20 protein-coding genes and 1 other RNA gene are annotated in these 15,213 nt (G+C 53.5%); 9 read left to right on the top strand and 12 right to left on the bottom strand.

The genetic code is table 11. The features are described from left to right. Nucleotides 1-55: 55 nt before the first annotated feature. The 3 genes from SynNOUM97013_RS06920 to ssrS all read left to right on the top strand — a co-directional run bounded on the left by SynNOUM97013_RS06920 (nt 56) and on the right by ssrS (nt 2,358). A complete protein-coding gene (locus SynNOUM97013_RS06920) occupies nt 56-952 on the top strand; it encodes a carbohydrate ABC transporter permease (protein ID WP_186479089.1) in 897 nt (298 codons plus the stop codon). A 54-nt stretch (nt 953-1,006) separates the two neighbouring features. After that, the gene (locus SynNOUM97013_RS06915) at nt 1,007-2,173 is read left to right on the top strand and encodes a 5-(carboxyamino)imidazole ribonucleotide synthase (protein ID WP_186479088.1); all 1,167 of its coding nucleotides are present in this window, start codon (nt 1,007-1,009) and stop codon (nt 2,171-2,173) included. A 1-nt stretch (nt 2,174) separates the two neighbouring features. Then, nucleotides 2,175-2,358, top strand: a non-coding RNA gene (ssrS, locus tag SynNOUM97013_RS06910) — 6S RNA. 982 nt (nt 2,359-3,340) lie between these two features. Here the strand turns inward: ssrS and SynNOUM97013_RS06905 are convergent. The 4 genes from SynNOUM97013_RS06905 to SynNOUM97013_RS13755 all read right to left on the bottom strand — a co-directional run bounded on the left by SynNOUM97013_RS06905 (nt 3,341) and on the right by SynNOUM97013_RS13755 (nt 5,308). Continuing rightward, nucleotides 3,341-3,625 (bottom strand): Nif11-like leader peptide family natural product precursor, encoded by a 285-nt coding sequence (locus SynNOUM97013_RS06905; protein ID WP_186479087.1) that lies wholly within the window; start codon nt 3,623-3,625, stop codon nt 3,341-3,343. Nucleotides 3,626-3,732: 107 nt separating this feature from the next. Continuing rightward, entirely contained in the window at nt 3,733-4,215 is a 483-nt protein-coding gene (locus tag SynNOUM97013_RS06900; protein WP_186479086.1) for a hypothetical protein, read from the bottom strand. Nucleotides 4,216-4,614: 399 nt separating this feature from the next. After that, nucleotides 4,615-4,890 (bottom strand): Nif11-like leader peptide family natural product precursor, encoded by a 276-nt coding sequence (locus SynNOUM97013_RS06895; RefSeq protein ID WP_186479085.1) that lies wholly within the window; start codon nt 4,888-4,890, stop codon nt 4,615-4,617. Between the two features lie 295 nt (nt 4,891-5,185). After that, on the bottom strand, nt 5,186-5,308 hold the full coding sequence (locus tag SynNOUM97013_RS13755; protein WP_255442612.1) for a Nif11 family protein: 123 nt from the start codon (nt 5,306-5,308) through the stop codon (nt 5,186-5,188). A 232-nt stretch (nt 5,309-5,540) separates the two neighbouring features. On the opposite strand from SynNOUM97013_RS13755, the gene SynNOUM97013_RS06890 reads away from it, so the two are divergent. Further along, complete coding sequence (locus SynNOUM97013_RS06890; RefSeq protein WP_186479084.1) at nt 5,541-5,756, top strand: hypothetical protein; 216 nt, start codon at nt 5,541-5,543, stop codon at nt 5,754-5,756. A gap of 48 nt (nt 5,757-5,804) precedes the next feature. Here the strand turns inward: SynNOUM97013_RS06890 and SynNOUM97013_RS06885 are convergent, their stop codons facing one another. The 3 genes from SynNOUM97013_RS06885 to SynNOUM97013_RS06875 form a co-directional block, all read right to left on the bottom strand. Continuing rightward, nucleotides 5,805-6,008 carry a hypothetical protein gene (locus SynNOUM97013_RS06885; RefSeq protein ID WP_186479083.1) on the bottom strand — a complete coding sequence of 68 codons (204 nt, stop codon included), beginning with the start codon at nt 6,006-6,008 and terminating at the stop codon, nt 5,805-5,807. A gap of 154 nt (nt 6,009-6,162) precedes the next feature. Then, complete coding sequence (locus SynNOUM97013_RS06880; protein ID WP_186479082.1) at nt 6,163-6,360, bottom strand: hypothetical protein; 198 nt, start codon at nt 6,358-6,360, stop codon at nt 6,163-6,165. A gap of 125 nt (nt 6,361-6,485) precedes the next feature. Next, nucleotides 6,486-6,761 (bottom strand): DUF2103 domain-containing protein, encoded by a 276-nt coding sequence (locus SynNOUM97013_RS06875; protein WP_186479081.1) that lies wholly within the window; start codon nt 6,759-6,761, stop codon nt 6,486-6,488. An 80-nt stretch (nt 6,762-6,841) separates the two neighbouring features. On the opposite strand from SynNOUM97013_RS06875, the gene SynNOUM97013_RS06870 reads away from it, so the two are divergent. Continuing rightward, nucleotides 6,842-7,069 carry a hypothetical protein gene (locus tag SynNOUM97013_RS06870; RefSeq protein WP_186479080.1) on the top strand — a complete coding sequence of 76 codons (228 nt, stop codon included), beginning with the start codon at nt 6,842-6,844 and terminating at the stop codon, nt 7,067-7,069. A 22-nt stretch (nt 7,070-7,091) separates the two neighbouring features. Here the strand turns inward: SynNOUM97013_RS06870 and SynNOUM97013_RS06865 are convergent, their stop codons facing one another. Both SynNOUM97013_RS06865 and clpS read right to left on the bottom strand, forming a co-directional pair. Continuing rightward, the gene (locus SynNOUM97013_RS06865) at nt 7,092-8,480 is read right to left on the bottom strand and encodes a BCD family MFS transporter (protein ID WP_186479079.1); all 1,389 of its coding nucleotides are present in this window, start codon (nt 8,478-8,480) and stop codon (nt 7,092-7,094) included. Nucleotides 8,481-8,518: 38 nt separating this feature from the next. Further along, nucleotides 8,519-8,815: an ATP-dependent Clp protease adapter ClpS gene (clpS, locus tag SynNOUM97013_RS06860; RefSeq protein WP_186479078.1), complete on the bottom strand. Its 297-nt coding sequence runs from the start codon at nt 8,813-8,815 to the stop codon at nt 8,519-8,521. 73 nt (nt 8,816-8,888) lie between these two features. On the opposite strand from clpS, the gene petN reads away from it, so the two are divergent. From petN to SynNOUM97013_RS06845, 3 genes are all read left to right on the top strand, one after another. Next, a complete protein-coding gene (gene petN, locus SynNOUM97013_RS06855; protein WP_186468733.1) occupies nt 8,889-8,990 on the top strand; it encodes a cytochrome b6-f complex subunit PetN in 102 nt (33 codons plus the stop codon). A gap of 1 nt (nt 8,991) precedes the next feature. Continuing rightward, the gene (locus tag SynNOUM97013_RS06850) at nt 8,992-9,144 is read left to right on the top strand and encodes a hypothetical protein (RefSeq protein ID WP_186479077.1); all 153 of its coding nucleotides are present in this window, start codon (nt 8,992-8,994) and stop codon (nt 9,142-9,144) included. 100 nt (nt 9,145-9,244) lie between these two features. Next, nucleotides 9,245-10,543, top strand: a complete 1,299-nt coding sequence (locus SynNOUM97013_RS06845; RefSeq protein WP_222929814.1) for a hypothetical protein — start codon at nt 9,245-9,247, stop codon at nt 10,541-10,543. On the opposite strand, the gene psb29 is transcribed toward SynNOUM97013_RS06845, so the two are convergent. Then, nucleotides 10,534-11,214, bottom strand: a complete 681-nt coding sequence (psb29, locus tag SynNOUM97013_RS06840; protein WP_255442610.1) for a photosystem II biogenesis protein Psp29 — start codon at nt 11,212-11,214, stop codon at nt 10,534-10,536. The genes SynNOUM97013_RS06845 and psb29 overlap by 10 nt on opposite strands. A gap of 81 nt (nt 11,215-11,295) precedes the next feature. On the opposite strand from psb29, the gene clpP reads away from it, so the two are divergent. Next, nucleotides 11,296-11,886: an ATP-dependent Clp endopeptidase proteolytic subunit ClpP gene (gene clpP, locus SynNOUM97013_RS06835; RefSeq protein WP_186479074.1), complete on the top strand. Its 591-nt coding sequence runs from the start codon at nt 11,296-11,298 to the stop codon at nt 11,884-11,886. 118 nt (nt 11,887-12,004) lie between these two features. Here clpP and ftsH read toward each other — a convergent pair whose 3' ends face one another. After that, nucleotides 12,005-13,918, bottom strand: a complete 1,914-nt coding sequence (gene ftsH, locus SynNOUM97013_RS06830) for an ATP-dependent zinc metalloprotease FtsH (protein WP_186479073.1) — start codon at nt 13,916-13,918, stop codon at nt 12,005-12,007. 61 nt (nt 13,919-13,979) lie between these two features. Beyond that, nucleotides 13,980-15,209 carry an ABC transporter permease gene (locus SynNOUM97013_RS06825; RefSeq protein WP_186479072.1) on the bottom strand — a complete coding sequence of 410 codons (1,230 nt, stop codon included), beginning with the start codon at nt 15,207-15,209 and terminating at the stop codon, nt 13,980-13,982. Nucleotides 15,210-15,213 lie beyond the last annotated feature (4 nt).

Genomic DNA, 15,213 nt, shown 5'->3' with positions numbered 1-15,213 from the left:
CCGCAGTTGTTCTGATCGACTGACCCTATCCTCAGCCGCAGGTGTCCTGAGTCTGATGAAGCCCGTCTCCAGGCCTGATGCTCGCGCCAGTCTGACCGCTTGGGCTTTTCTCACTCCGGCGTTGATCCTGCTGAGCCTTTCTGTGCTGATCCCAGCTGGCATGGCTCTGCTGATGAGTTTCACGCAGACGGGCTTGGACGTTTCAGAGCCATTGCAGTTCATTGGTCTGGCCAATGTGCGTCGACTCATCGGCGATCCGATGTTTTACCGCGTGCTGGGCACCACGCTGATCTATCTGTTTGGGGTGGTGCCGCCGATTGTGCTGGGTGCCTTGGTGCTGGCTGTGCTGGTGAATCAAGTGCTGCCAGGGATTCACTGGCTTAGGGCCGCTTTCTATACCCCTGTCTTGGTGTCGATCGTGGTGGCGGCCATCGCCTTTCGCTGGCTGTATGCCGAAAACGGTCTGATCAACGGTTGGTTGGGGGCACTGATTGGTTCGGGATTTGTGTCCATCGACTTTCTCACCAGTCCATTTCTGGCTCTTCCATCGGTGATGTTGGTGACCCTTTGGAAAGGACTTGGCTACTACATGGTGATTTTTCTGGGAGGCCTGCAGGGCATCCCGAAAGAGCTCTATGAAGCGGCTGAACTGGATGGCAGTGAGGGCTGGAGAAAACATGCAGACATCACGCTGCCTTTGTTGCGCCCTTACCTCACCCTTGTGGCCGTGATCTCTGCCATTGCAGCTACCAAGGTGTTTGAAGAGGTGTTTTTAATGACGCAAGGAGGGCCGGCAGATTCCACACGAACACTCGTCTATTACGTCTACGACCAGGCTTTTGCAGAGCTTGAAATCAGTTACGCCTGCACTGTTGGTCTGGCGCTGTTTTTGATCGTGTTGTTGTTGACGGCCATTCGCTACGGCCTTAGTGACGATCGATCACTGATTTGAGCCCCGTTGACGCTGGCTGGATGGCAAGCTTTTGGTTGAAGTAGGTCCAAGGTGATGCCGAATGATGCCGGCACAATCGGGGTCGTCGGAGGTGGTCAGCTCGCCTTGATGCTCTGTGAGGCAGGTCAAGCCAGAGGGATTCCAGTTGCTATTCAGAGTGCGTCTGATCAAGACCCTGCCGCAGCTTCTGCGCAGCATCAGGTCATCGGTGCTCCAACCGATGCCATAGCCACTGCATCACTGGCTGGTTGCTGCAGCGGCATCACCTTCGAAAATGAATGGATTCCTGTTGAGGCTTTGCAGAGTCTTGAGCAGGATGGTGTGTTGTTCAAGCCATCAATCCAGAGCCTGAAGCCTCTGGTCAACAAGTTGTCGCAGCGTCGCTTGCTGGATGACCTTGATCTACCTAGTCCTGATTGGGTTGGCTTGGATGAGATTGACCTAAAAACGTTGGCACTGCCGGACGATTGGCGGTTCCCCGTGATGGCCAAGGCAGGCCATGGCGGTTATGACGGCAAGGGCACCCGTGTGATCAAGGATCGTCTTGCTTTAAGCGAGCTGCTCAGCAGCGTTGTTGCCAAGGACTGGTTGCTTGAAGCCTGGGTGCCATACGACCGTGAACTTGCTCTGGTGTTGAGCAGGGATCAACAGGGTCGGATTCGTTCGTTCCCTTTGGTTGAAACGCATCAGAGCAGCCAGGTCTGTGACTGGGTTCTGGCCCCTGCACCGGCGGATCAACTGCTGGAGGCCACTGCATACAACATCGCAGCCTCTCTGCTCACGCATCTGAATTACGTGGGTGTGATGGCACTGGAATACTTCTATGGACCGCAAGGTTTGATGGTGAATGAAGTAGCCCCTCGCACGCACAATTCGGGCCATTTCTCCATCGAAGCTTGCAATAGCAGTCAGTTCGATCAACAGTTGTGCATCACTGCCGGTTTGCCCGTTCCTTCAACGGAGCTGGTGGCTCCTGGTGCTCTGATGGTCAACTTGCTTGGCCTTGGATCGGATGCTGAGCTTCCACTTGACGAGCGGCTGACGGCTTTGCAGACCATTCCTGGTTCACATCTCCACTGGTATGGAAAGGAGGAAATGCCGGGTCGCAAGATGGGCCATGTCACCGTGCTGCTTCAGCAACCTGATGCTGATGCTCGTGATGGTGAAGCCAGAGACGTGCTGACAAACATTCGGTCGGTCTGGCCGAATCCTCTAAATTGAACAAGGACTCCCTGATTGGTGACAGCCTTTCTCTAGTGCTCTGATCTGACTCTCTTTCGACTTGGGGCGACTGTCGTGATGGTGCCGTAAACCGGCCTCGTAGCCGGAAACGAATCCCCACTTTGTTGCCCCTTCTGGTAACTCCAGGTCGAACACTGGGGCTCGCACGGTCAAGGGGTCCACCTATTCAAAATCCTAGTCAGAGACTGGGATTTAGAAGGAATGGCGAATATCGGTTGAATGGGCAATTGCTACACAGTTGCCACACACTCAAGACGCTTCCAGCATCACCAGAGCACGCTTCAGAAGGTCCACAGCAGAAGCGTCAGGGTTGCTGACTCTCCTTGCATTCAGACCATCAATGAAAAGCTCTCCAGCGAGTTGGCTGAGGGACTTGCCACTGGTCTCCTACAGGTCTTGAAGCTCCTGAAGCTCTTTGCAGATAGTTTGTTGTTTGGTCTCGGTCGGAATCAGCATATTTAGAGAGAGCCGAGACAGATCGGAACAATAAAGAGGGGGTGAGACGCAATAAGTCTTAGAATGAGATAAAAAATAAAGACCTCAATCGATATCAACGCCAGCAATCAATCAATCAAAGGCTCAAGGCTATGTTTGTGGAGCAGTTTGGTTAGTCCTTCTGGAACACTGGTGCCCCACACTGCTGTAGATATCTCATCTACCGTGCAGACAGAGTTGACATAAAAAAGACAGAGTCCCTAGTCATAGCAATGCATCTGACCATGCTGCCAATCCAGAATCCTAAGTCAATCCTAGATATTCTCTACGGCTGCAATGGTTTGGAGTGACAGTCAGAGTGATATTGTCTCCCCAAGACAGCAGAAATAGGTTGTCTGCAATTATCAACTAGGCACCCCCTCCACCTTGCTCAGAATCAGAGGGGGGGCATACGGGGGATGTGGCTCGTCATGGTCGTATAAATAGGCTTCTCTAATTTCTGTCATTTTTTATCGAGACTAATGCTGGCGATTAGCTAATGATGGTGCCAGTTATTGAAGGCTGATTGATGGGGTTAGTCAGACGATTGAAGCAAAAAAGCTCCTGTTAATGCAGGTGCGCCTTGATCAACAAAAAAGCCTGGAAATCATTTCTAGCATTTGTCATCAGCAGTGAGGAGACCCCTCAGCAGAGAGACAACATTGAGAGAATCTACATTCTGCAAGGTTCTCGAGCAGATTCCGTAGAAGTGTGATGCCAGCCCCAGGTCGAGCAAGGTTCACAACCCCTTCGCTGTTGCCCTCCAGCCGCGCCTTCCAGCTCTACGTCTTCAATCTCTGATTGAGCCTTTTTCATGTCATCAGCAGAAATACTAAACCCAGCCTCTTTTGCAATCGCAAGAACTGCGTCTGAATCAGCAGCGGCTTTGAGCTTCTCCTGAAGACTGGTGTCACCTTTGACCTTTTCTAGAAAGGCTTTTAGTTGCTCTTCTGACATTGGAGGACGTGGAGCTAATGCCTGGTCATAGCAAGAGATCAATCATTTGGCAGCTCTGAAAAAGCAATGAGAGGTCAAACCAAATGACCTCCCAAGTATTTATTTAATCACTCACCAAACGCAACTATTGGATTAAATGGATCATATTCAAATGGAGGTAACTCAAGGGAAGGCTCAATAACATCATTGAGCATGGGTATATCGTTTTCATCACTCATTATTGTAATAAAACCTCCTCTACCACCGTCAACAAGGATTTGATCTTCAACAGGATCAAAGTTTTCGATTAAGGTGTAGGATCGTGCAAGAGGATCGGTGAATCCAGGAAAGTACTCTGGACCGTCTGCTTCTTGATAAACAAGAAGATCAACCTCAGTGTCTTCAGACAAATCAACAATTGTTGGAATGCCGAGAGCAATAAGATTGTTTGCAAAGTCTATGTCCACCGGGATGAAATCATCATCTAAAGATTGTGTCTCAAACCCAGGTGGTTCAAGTTTAAAGTTATCTGCTTCTGGCGTACCAGTTAAAGTATCAACGTTCTCCAAGGAAAGAGGACGAGGTAACGGAATCGGCCAGGGAAGTGGCATTTAATCTAAGCAACTCACAAAACCATAGCATCAAATCAAGCCTTTGAGTCACTAAATCAGCATGAATCCAACAAGTCTCTCGACAATGGCTCCAGAATCATCTCAGAGGCCGTTCTAGCCAGTAATGATGTCAATACACCTAAGATCAATTAGAGGTGCCTTCCAGAGCCTTGTAGGGAAACACAAGCAGCTGAGATGCCAGTGTTTATGCGGGTCGAGTTTGCTTGTTTTTTACCTTCCACCTGTCATAGAAAGAACCACGTGCAGCAGACACACCACAGTCGTAGTTAAATTGCTTTGTGTTCAGGTTCAAAGACTGGTTTGTAATCTTACATTCAATGCACTAATTGATATTAAATGCACTCAATTATGCCAGATATCAAATGCTGATTGATCGGATTAATCAGGCTGTTGAAGCAGTAAAAAATCCCTGTCACTGCAGAGGCTTTGAGTCCTCATAGCATGCCGAGTCAAAGAAGGAAGTATCCATACCTCCAAACACGTTTCTAGAACTTTTTTGCTGAGCTGAATGATCTTATCAGCAGTAAATTCATGTCCATGTTCTTTAGTGATATCTATAACATCTTCAGGTGACTTTGCTGCTTTTAGTCTTTCCTGATGATTTGAATCTCCTCTGACTTTGGAGATAAATGCCTTGAGTTGTTCTAGGGACATTGGAGGGCACGTAGCTACAGCCTTTTCATAGCAAAGGTCGTTAGCGATGCCTGCAAGCGCACAACGGTCACTGTCAATGCAGAGTGCTTGAGGTCGAAGGGGCTTTTAAAAGTGCGAGACTAAAAACACTTCTTCGCTGCTTCCGGCTCTGGCAACGCGCTACTCGCACCACCACTGGGAGTTTTCCACCATCTCACGTAGTGAGTTGACAATCTTGCCGAGGGGTCTCCTGACGACAGATAAAGCTGAGCACATGGCCACCAGCTGCACCTTCCAGCTCCTCGTCTGTCAATTCTCAAGATTGCGATTGCATTGATTGAATATCTTCTGCGGGCATTGCAAACCCTGCTTCTTTTGCGATTTCATCAGCAGCTTCAGGAGTGGTTGCTGCTTTGAGTTTCTCGTGCCCATCTGACATTGGAAGTTGTGGAGCTGCAATTGTTTTTAGTAACAGTTTGCAGTGGTGCACAGCGCCACTGCATTTGCCCGGACCAAACGAGGTAGCTCAGCTGGGGGATTATGAATCAGCGAATCATTGTTTTTTGCAAGCGACATTGGTTGAAGCAATATTTGCCGGATAGATTGCAGCCTTTGATGTGCAGTAAAGGATTCTTTGGGAGGCGGCGCTGGATGATGTTGAATGCGTTCAAGTGCGCGAATATCCTGCGATCTACCTCTTTCATCGTGTTCAGGCCAAGCGCCTCAGCGGGGACTTCTGCGATTTTGGCTGTAGAAAAAAATATCAAACCTATGTGACAGGTTTGAGCTTGATTACAGGCATGCGCTTTGACGCTCTCATAAGAGTCGTCATCGTCGGCGAAGTGGTGCTGTCAATGCTTGTTTCAAAGAGATCGAGGATGCATTGATCAAACAAAAGCCAAAGTCTTCTCTTTTGATATTCTGTTTTCAACGGTTTACGGCATCGGATCAATCATGGGTGTGGTCTGATTGTTCGCGCTCTTGATCTCTAATGACATTTCATGGGTGTGATGGCTGACCAACATTCCGCTCACGGCCACCACCACGAGGGACGCTGTCTTGATCAGATCCAGCACAATCGGCAAGTGAGCGCGTACCATCTCGCGGGGTGTGAGTGTCTGTTCCTGATGGTCAGCCATCTTTTGCACAGCAGATTTTTCTTTATTAGCACTCGAACGGATCGCCGTCCGTGAATGCGTCATTAGTTTTGCAACTCACCTCTTAGAAGCTGTTGATCAGGTTCGGATGTGGAAGTCTTGCACTGCATTGCAATTCAAATGCAAGATTGGCTTTCTACGCAGCTTTCAGCTCGCCAATGGCTGTGTCTGATCCAGTCTCATGGATTGTTAGATCCTTGAATGTCTCACCGTGTTCGATGGCTTGAAGTTTGTAGAGCGCCATCGCGGCTTCATCCCAATGGGCGTGTTCAGTGGCTTCCAGCCATTGCTGAAAGAGAAGCACGCTCACCACCTCTCGATCGATCGTTTCCATCTCAACCTTGCGGATACGCGCAACGTATCCAGCTGTCTCCTTGCGGCTAGAGGTCAAAACCGAAGAATCGCGAAAGTTTGCCGCCGAGTGCCATGTCAATGGGCCGTTAACGACACCTAATTCGACTAGGGGCTGCAATGGTCAATTCGCTTGCGCAGTTCATCGCGTTCCAACTGCGTGACCACGAACACCTCCTGTGCAGTGGTGCCACGTCGGGCCATGACCTTGTACCCCCCACACACGGGTGTAGACACACGCAGTTGAAGACCAGAGCACCGTCCGCGGACCCGTGCAATGACGCCAGGTGTGATGGTCTGAATCTCAGGGTCTCTGGCAAGAACCTTCAGCCAGGGAATCAATCCCTCCACGTAGGTGCTGTGCGTGATGACCAGACGACCCACGACCTTCTGAAGACCTTCTGTACAAGCGTTGGTTGAAGCTAGTGGATCTGGCTACAGAGAAGAGAGCGATCACATCGCCCATGCTTCGATCTGTTGACAGGCTTTGCCGCGAGGTGATCGGTCCACTGCAGGACCGATGTGGACCTCAAGCCAGAGTTTTGACTGCTGAGGTCCACGGTGATGAAGTTCGCGGCTTGGCGTTTTGCCCTGGAAAGGTGTTGCGCTACGTACTCGAAGCCGAGAACCGTCGTCTGAAAACTACAGCTCTCCTGCGATTGGCCCGCAGCAGTCGTCAACCAGCGGCTTGAGCAACAGCAATCACGTCGTTGATCAGTCCAGTTCATTGGCAAGGATTGAGCTGAGTGCTGTCTCGACTTTGCGCTGAAACATCTTGGTATCGACGCGCAGCAACAACAAACCTGCCACCAGTAGACCGATCGCCTGAATGATGAACACCCCGGCATAGGCAGCGAAGCTGTTCTGGGATCCCATCAAAGTTCCAAACCCACTGAGGAGGGCGCCACCACTGATCGTGGCCAGACCCCGCGCATAGGCCTGCGCCAATCCCCAAACACCAATAAACGTTCCAGCCATCAACGGTGACGTGAGACCCAGCATCAGGGTGAGGCTTGCATTGGTGCTGATCCCTGCTGCGGCACCAAACAGAAACAGTGCTGTTCGGAAGAGTGCTTCGGAGTCCAAGGCTCCTGCAACCACGATCCCCAACACAAAGCATGCAGATAACAGTCCACCCAGCAGGGCTGTGCGTTGTGCGCCCAGCCGCGGTGTGAGCAAAAAACCAGTGCTGGCGATCCCCACCAGGGTGCCAACACCCCAGATGGCATTCAGTCGTGTCGTAGTGCAAACGTCCATGCCAAAAACCGCACCTCCGTAGGGCTCCAGCACCGCTTCCTGCAAGAACAGTGAAAAGGTGAACAAGGAGAGCACGGCGAAGAAATACCCCACTTGTGGTGATGAGCGAAGCACCTGCCAAGCAGCTCCCAGAGAGATCTCCTGTTCCGTGCTTTTGCCTGTTTCAGCATTGGTCAACTGGCTGCTCTGCCGCGGTTCAACACCTGCAATCGACACCACAACCAGAGTGAAGATCACCCAAGGGGCCACGCTCACAAGTCGGTCCACGCCGCTGATCACGGCATCGATGCCGGCACTCGCGCATGACGATCCAAGGAAGGCACTTAACAGAATGGCTCCCGCCACAATGCCCACCATCAACATCGACCAGACCACAGACACCAGCGCTGGACGTTGCTTCTCGGTGCTGACATCCACCAATAGAGCAGCGAAAGGTGTGGAGCTGGCCGAAATGGCGAGGCCATACAACAGGAACACCACGGCAAGAACTAAACCCCTGATCACCACACTGCTGCTGTCGCCCTGTTGCGACGCTTCAGCGATCCACAGCACAGTGCGCCCTGCCACCCAGGTGAGCGTGCAGAAGGCCGCTGCTCCTCCAAGGATGAATGGAGTTCGGCGAAGTCCTCTCCACCGACAGCGGTCCGATCGTTGTCCGAACCAGACGCGCGTAAAGGCCACGAGCTGTTGACTGCCCAGAGCAAGTGCGGTCAGAGCAGCAGGAACCTCAAATTCGTCGATCAGCAATCGGTTGAAGATGCCCAGTGTGAGGACAGACAGCGCACCCAGACATGCCTGGAACAAGCCCAGGCGTAAGGAAAGTGCGATAAAGCGAGCTGATCCCACGGAACGGTCGGAAGCGTCGCCAGACCCTAGTGGCTAGATCAACACCGTTCGACTGGAGCCATCGTCAAGCCCTGGGCGCCCAGTAGTTGGTGGTAGAGCTCTGCCTGTTCGAGAGGGCCACACCACACTTCAGCTGCTCCCTCTCCATCAATACGACGCGCCAATGCCCAGGCACGGTCTGCGTTCATTCCGGGGACGATCTTGCAGAGACACTCGACCACATGCTCAAAAGTATTGATGTCATCGTCCAGAACGATGACCCTCGCCTGTGGATAACGCAGGGTTGAACGTTCACGCTCGAGAACCGTTGAGGTCCCGCTTGATGACGAAGTCATGTGATCTCGTGAACGAACAGCAAGTGTTGGACTTGAACCTTAGGTAAAGTTCCCACATCGCAACGACACCTCAATGCTTTTCACCCTCGGATGGGCTGCTCTGGCTGCTTGTTTCAGCTTCTCGATCGCCATGGTGGTGTGGGGTCGTAATGGTGACGGCACGCTGAACTTCTGACGTGTCTGAGACCCTTCAGTCTCCTCTCTTGAATCAGGTTCTCGCGATCGCTGCTGCGTCGCTCCTTGTGTTTGTCAGCGGTGCAGTGATCTATCTCTCCACTGTGGAGTGGAAAGACCGACGTCGTCGCCGTTCCACCAGTGGCCGCAGCTGAACATCTGCGCCACTGGTTTCGATTATCTCGATTCGGTGCCCTGAGATTTGGTTGCACAGCCTTGGGCATCGCAACTTTGCTCGTCGCCGGATGTGTGGGCTTGAAGCTCACGTCCAGTCGTGCATTCAATGACGACACATCGGTCGGTGCATTGGCGCGTCTCTCACGCGCTCTGATCATGATTCAGAGCTTCAGGGGTGATCCTGCACGGACGCCTCCACGGCTCTGGAGCGATCGTCTCGGGGTTCAGCCGGCCAGTGATCTTTGGCTGAGATACGGTAGTTCTGTCTGGTGGCAAGCCTGGTCTCAGGATGGAGAGGCCTATCTAGTGCTTTCAGCGGCAGCATTGCCAACCAATCTCACCGCGGTGCATCAACACCGGGTCGGGGCGCTGGTGCTGCTGGGATCTGATGCGCTGCATCGACAGCAACTGGAAAGACTCTTAGACGCCGATTCGTCAGTTCAGCCTGTTGTTCAACCCCACACGCTGTTGGCCTCATGTCTGATCAGCCTTGATCGCGGTCCGTCTGTGTATTGGAGGTCTGATGCGGTTGCCTCCCTCAGTGGAACCCTGGCACCACTGCTCCAGCAGGGTCGCGAGGGATGCATTCGGCTTCAGCTGACATCCGACCGTCTTCGCTGGAATGGCGTGATCGGTGAACGTCCCCTGAGTGCCGTCAGCCAGCGCGTCTCCATCACAGATGGATTCACCCTGCCTGCTGCAAGCCCGGTCTCAGAGTCACCCTCCTCGTTGTTAAGCGTTGAGGGGCGCCGCCTTGACTTGATTCTGGGAACACTGCTGTCTCGGCAGATCATTCAGGCTCCTTTGGAGACGCATTACGGCCTGAACGCTTCCATGCGCACGCTCCTTGCGAATCGACCCTTCGCCTTAAGACTGCAACAACGTGAGAGCGGTGGTTACCAAGCCGGACTGCAGGTTCAGCTGGAACTGAATGGAGACCGTGAGGCATGGCAGACCGTGCTTCAGGTCGTTGCTGAGCGCATGCAATCCACAGGCTTTGAACGTTTGTCCTCAATAGCCTTAACGGCAACTGGAGAAGATCCAAGATTCTGGGGTCGTCGTGACGATGACGAACGTGACCTTGTTGGTGGCTGGCAGTGGTTGCGTGAGGGTGAGTTCAATGTGCTCAGCATTGGTTTTGGCATTGAACCAGCGAACGATGCGTTTTTGTCACGCGGCGTCGATGGTGATGCAGACCTCACCGTGGAGGTATTGCCAGAGACACTCAAACAACTAAATCTGCTTGGTGGTCTCTGGCCGCAACCCGTTGAACGTGCATCGGTATTGCGCTTCCGTCTCCAACCGCTTCAGAGCCAGCAAACCCAGAAGACTTGGTGGCGCATGAACGGGGAGCTGCAGTTGGCGCCTCAGCCTTGAGAGACCTTTTCCGCTTGCTGACGCTCCCGCTTGCGACGTTCCGCTGCCAGCGTTTCTTCCATCAGCTCGACAGCTTGGGTCATCTTGTCGAGGTTGCTGCGATAGAGACTGAGATCCTTTTCAAGGCGGGGGCGCGAGAGGCCAATTTGCTCGCCAAGGGCATGAGCTGTTGCACTCAGTGCCTCGGGATCGTCACTTTCGCTCCCCTGTGCATCTGACAGCAGACTGAACAGGCCGACAGCCATCAGTCGTGAGTAGTGAAAATTCTCGCCACCAAGCGCAGCCAGGCCTGATGCCAGTGGTTCAGGAGCCTTGTCACCTTTGGCATTGAGCCATGCCTGGACGTCCTCCACACTGTGACCCTGCACTGCTTTGGTGCTGCCTTCCGCCAGTGCCTTCAAATCCTCCGCATCGAAGCCATTGCAGCTGCAGAGAGCTGCGAACATGGGTTCGACCTGTTCTTCCGGGCGATACCCCTTGGTAAACGCGCGAAACACCTGGCGCAGGCCGACAGCAAACAATGCGTTGACCTGGAAATTGGTTTGATGGCTGAGCAGGTGCAGCTCCACCAGCAGTTCATCAGCAATCCGTCTGTACAGCGAAGGAATCACATACGGAAAGGCAGTGTGAAACGCTTTCTTGCTGTCAGAGATTGTCGGAAACCCAGTCAAGGTCTTGGTCTGCTGTCTTGAAGTGAAAACCATAGCGCCGCTCTTGCCGCCGTTAAGATTCCTCCAGTGAGCAGGTTCAGCATGATCCCCATCGTGATCGAGGAATCCGGGCGCGGGGAAAGGGCGTTTGATATCTACTCACGCCTGCTGCGCGAGCGGATCATCTTCCTCGGCGAAGCTGTGACAAGTGAGTCGGCCAACAGGATTGTTGCTCAGCTTCTTTTTCTTGAGGCCGAGGATCCCGAAAAGGACATTTACCTCTACATCAATTCACCTGGTGGTTCGGTGTATGACGGCCTAGGAATTTTTGACACCATGCAGCACATCAAACCCGATGTGCACACGGTCTGTGTCGGCCTTGCCGCCAGCATGGGAGCCTTCCTGCTGTGCGCGGGCACCAAAGGAAAGCGCAGCAGCCTGCAGCATTCCAGGATCATGATTCACCAGCCTCTGGGTGGAGCGCGTGGTCAAGCCAGCGATATTCGCATTCAAGCCGATGAAATTCTCTTCCTCAAAGATCGTCTCAACAATGAATTAGCTGATCGAACCGGTCAACCTCTGGACAAGATTCAACTGGATACGGATCGGGACTTCTTTATGTCTCCGACTGAAGCCAAGGATTATGGCCTCATTGACAGCGTCATCGATAAGCGTCCTGTGCATTCTGTTTAACCATCCTGGCTCATCGATTTTTGTCTGTTCAGCCCCTCTCGCATGACGAGAGGGGTTTTTTTGTGCATTAAAAAAGGCCAGCATCGCTGGCCTCATGTTTATAGCGATATTTTGAAGCTCAATTCAGAACTGGAACGAAACGTTCCTTCTCGGGAATGGCAGTGAAGTTGGAGAGAATCTCGCGGAATTCGTCACCGTCCATGGTCTCTTTCTCAATCAAGAGCTCAACCAGTTGGTCCATGGCTTCGCGTTGTCCCTGCACCAGCGCAAGGGTTTCCTCGTAGCACTGCATCACAATGGCACGCACCTGCTCATCAATTTGCTTCGAGATGGACTCAGAAACTTCACTGCGGTTCATCAGATCGCGACCCAGGAAAACTTCCTGACCGCCACCCTCTAGTGACATCTGACCCAGATTGCTCATGCCAAAGCGCGTGACCATCTGTCTTGCAATGGACGCGACTTGCTGAATGTCACCGCCCGCACCTGTGGTGACTTCAGCGCGACCGAAGACCACATCTTCAGCAGCTCTGCCGCCGAGGGCGCCCATGATGCGCGCTTTGAGCTGTGCCCGCGACACGAGCATTTGCTCTTCATCGGGGGAGAACCAGGTCAATCCCTGGGCTTGGCCACGGGGGATCAGGGTGACTTTCTGGACGGGGTCATGGTCCTTGACCAGAGATCCCACCAGTGCGTGGCCAACTTCGTGATAAGCGATCAGTCGCTTGCTGCGGCCATCGGTCAGAGGCTGACCTTCGAGACCGGCGATGATGCGGTCGACGGCATCATCAATTTCAGAAAGGCTGATGGTGTCTTTGCGGCGCCGCGCCGTAAGGATGGCCGCCTCATTCAGAAGGTTGGCCAGGTCTGCTCCTGTAAAACCAGGAGTCCGACGGGCAATGCTGTCGAGGGAAAGCTCAGGAGCGAGCTTCTTGTTGCGCGCATGAACTTCAAGAATGGACAGACGTCCCTTGATGTCGGGAGCATCGACCGTGACCTGACGATCGAAGCGGCCGGGACGCATCAAGGCTGAGTCGAGCACATCCGGCCTGTTTGTGGCAGCAATGATGATGATGCCGCTGTTGCCCTCAAAACCATCCATTTCGGTGAGCAGCTGGTTCAGGGTCTGCTCACGCTCATCGTTGCCACCACCAATGCCGGCACCACGCTGACGACCAACGGCGTCAATCTCATCAATGAAGATCAGACAGGGGCTGTTTTCCTTGGCTTTCTTAAAGAGGTCGCGCACACGGCTGGCGCCGACACCCACGAACATCTCCACAAACTCCGAACCGGACAAGGAGAAGAACGGCACACCCGCTTCGCCAGCAATGGCTTTGGCAAGCAAGGTTTTGCCAGTGCCTGGGGGGCCAACAAGCAAAACACCCTTGGGGATCTGTGCACCAACAGAGGTGAATTTCTCAGGCTGCTTGAGGAAGGTGACCACCTCCTGAAGATCCTGCTTGGCTTCGTTCACGCCGGCGACGTCGTCAAACATCACACCGGTTTCAGCTTCCATGGCAAAACGGGCCTTGGTCTTGCCGAATTGCATGGCCTGACCAGGACCGCCAGGCATGTTGTTGGATCGACGTGCCAAGAAAATCAGGGAACCGATCAACAGCAGGGGGAAGAGCAGATTGCCGAGGATCCCCAGTGCTGGAGGAGCTGTTTTCGGTGGGTGAATGTCAAAGCTGATCCCTTCCGACTTCAACGTGTTGATCAGCTCGGGCGCCAGTCCCGGGAGATCGACCCGCAGGCGCTGCACGCGGTTATCGAGATCGGGATCGACTGCTTCTACAACAGCATCCCTTCCACCGTCATAGATATCGACTGCGGTGACACGACCAGCTTCCACGTAGTCGAGGAAGCGTCCGTAACTCATGCGGGCGACGGCAGTGTTGCGGGGAGCAACGGTGGGACCACCAGGCTTGAGGTTGTTGACACCACCATTGCCAAGGAATTGCCACGCCAGCAGCAGTGCAACTGTGATGGGGAGTCCCCAGAGAAGAATCTGCCGCCAGCGTTGATTCATGACTTCAAAGAAGATCCGACGAATCTAAGAGCTGAGGTGAAAAACTGTGCCTATTTCAGGCCTACAGGCTGCGTAGCGCCGTGATCGGATCCAGTCGCGCAGCACGGCGTGCCGGCACGACCCCAAAAAACAAACCAATTGAGCCTGAAAGTCCAACCGTCACCAGCACCGTGGTGACCCCAATCGCAGCCGGAAGTGGAGTGAACACGGCCACAGCTGCGATCGCGCCGTACCCCGTTGCGGTACCAATGACCCCGCCCAGGCTTGCCAACACAAGTGATTCCACAAGGAATTGTCGCAACACATCGGAGCTGCGGGCACCAAGCGCTTTTCTTAGACCGATTTCTTCCGTTCGTTCACTCACAGACACCAGCATGATGTTCATGATCCCGATTCCGCCCACCAACAACGAGACGCCGCCAATCGCGCCCAGCATCAGCGTGAGTCCGCCGGTGATCGTGCCAACGATGGTCAGTGCGTCCTGCTGCGAGCGCACAGCGAAATCATCGTTGCGGAGAATTCGGTGCCGTTGTCGAAGCAGATTGGAAATCTGAAACTTGGCCGCACTTGTGCTGTTTTCATCATTGGCTTCAGCACTGATGAAACTGAGACTGATGCCGTAGGTGGGGTCCCTGCCTGTCAGCCGACTCACCATCGTGCTGAGTGGGATATAAGCGTTTTCGTCTTGATTGGAGCCGAACACTGCACCTTTGGGTGCAAGAACGCCGACCACACTGAAGCTCTGGTCACGAATGCGCAGCGAACTGCCGATTGCACCGCCATTGGGAAACAGTTTGTCGCGTAGGTCAGGCCCGATCACCACAACTGTTCGTGCCGCCTGAACGTCCTGTTCGGTGATGAAGCGACCACGAGCCACTTCAAAACTTCTCACTGGAAGAAATTCCGGTGTCACGCCGAAGATAGGTGAGGTGCTGCTGCGCGCTCCCGCCTGCACCACTTCGTTGGCGTTGATCTGTGGTGCCACGCGCTTCACGCTGGGCACCTGTTCGGCGATCGCTTCTGCGTCTTCCAACACCAGGGTGCGCGGAAAGGCGACGCCCTGACGGCGAGTGTCGTTGCTGCCAGGAACAACGAATAGAACGTTGGCACCCAGATTGCTGAGCTGATTTTCTGCCAGGTTCTGAGCACCTCTTCCAACGCCAACCAGAGTGATCACGGAGGCATTTCCGATCACGATCCCCAGCATCGTGAGCAGGCTTCGCAGTCGATTGGCTTTCAGGGTGTTGAGAGCCATGCCGACTGTTTCGGCGAGTGGCAGGTTGCTAGCCATGGGC

Origin of the sequence: Synechococcus sp. NOUM97013 (assembly GCF_014279815.1) — a bacterium.
GTDB lineage: Bacteria > Cyanobacteriota > Cyanobacteriia > PCC-6307 > Cyanobiaceae > Synechococcus_C.
Note: the sequence above shows the minus strand (reverse complement) of the source record. Positions and strands in the feature narration are given on the sequence as shown.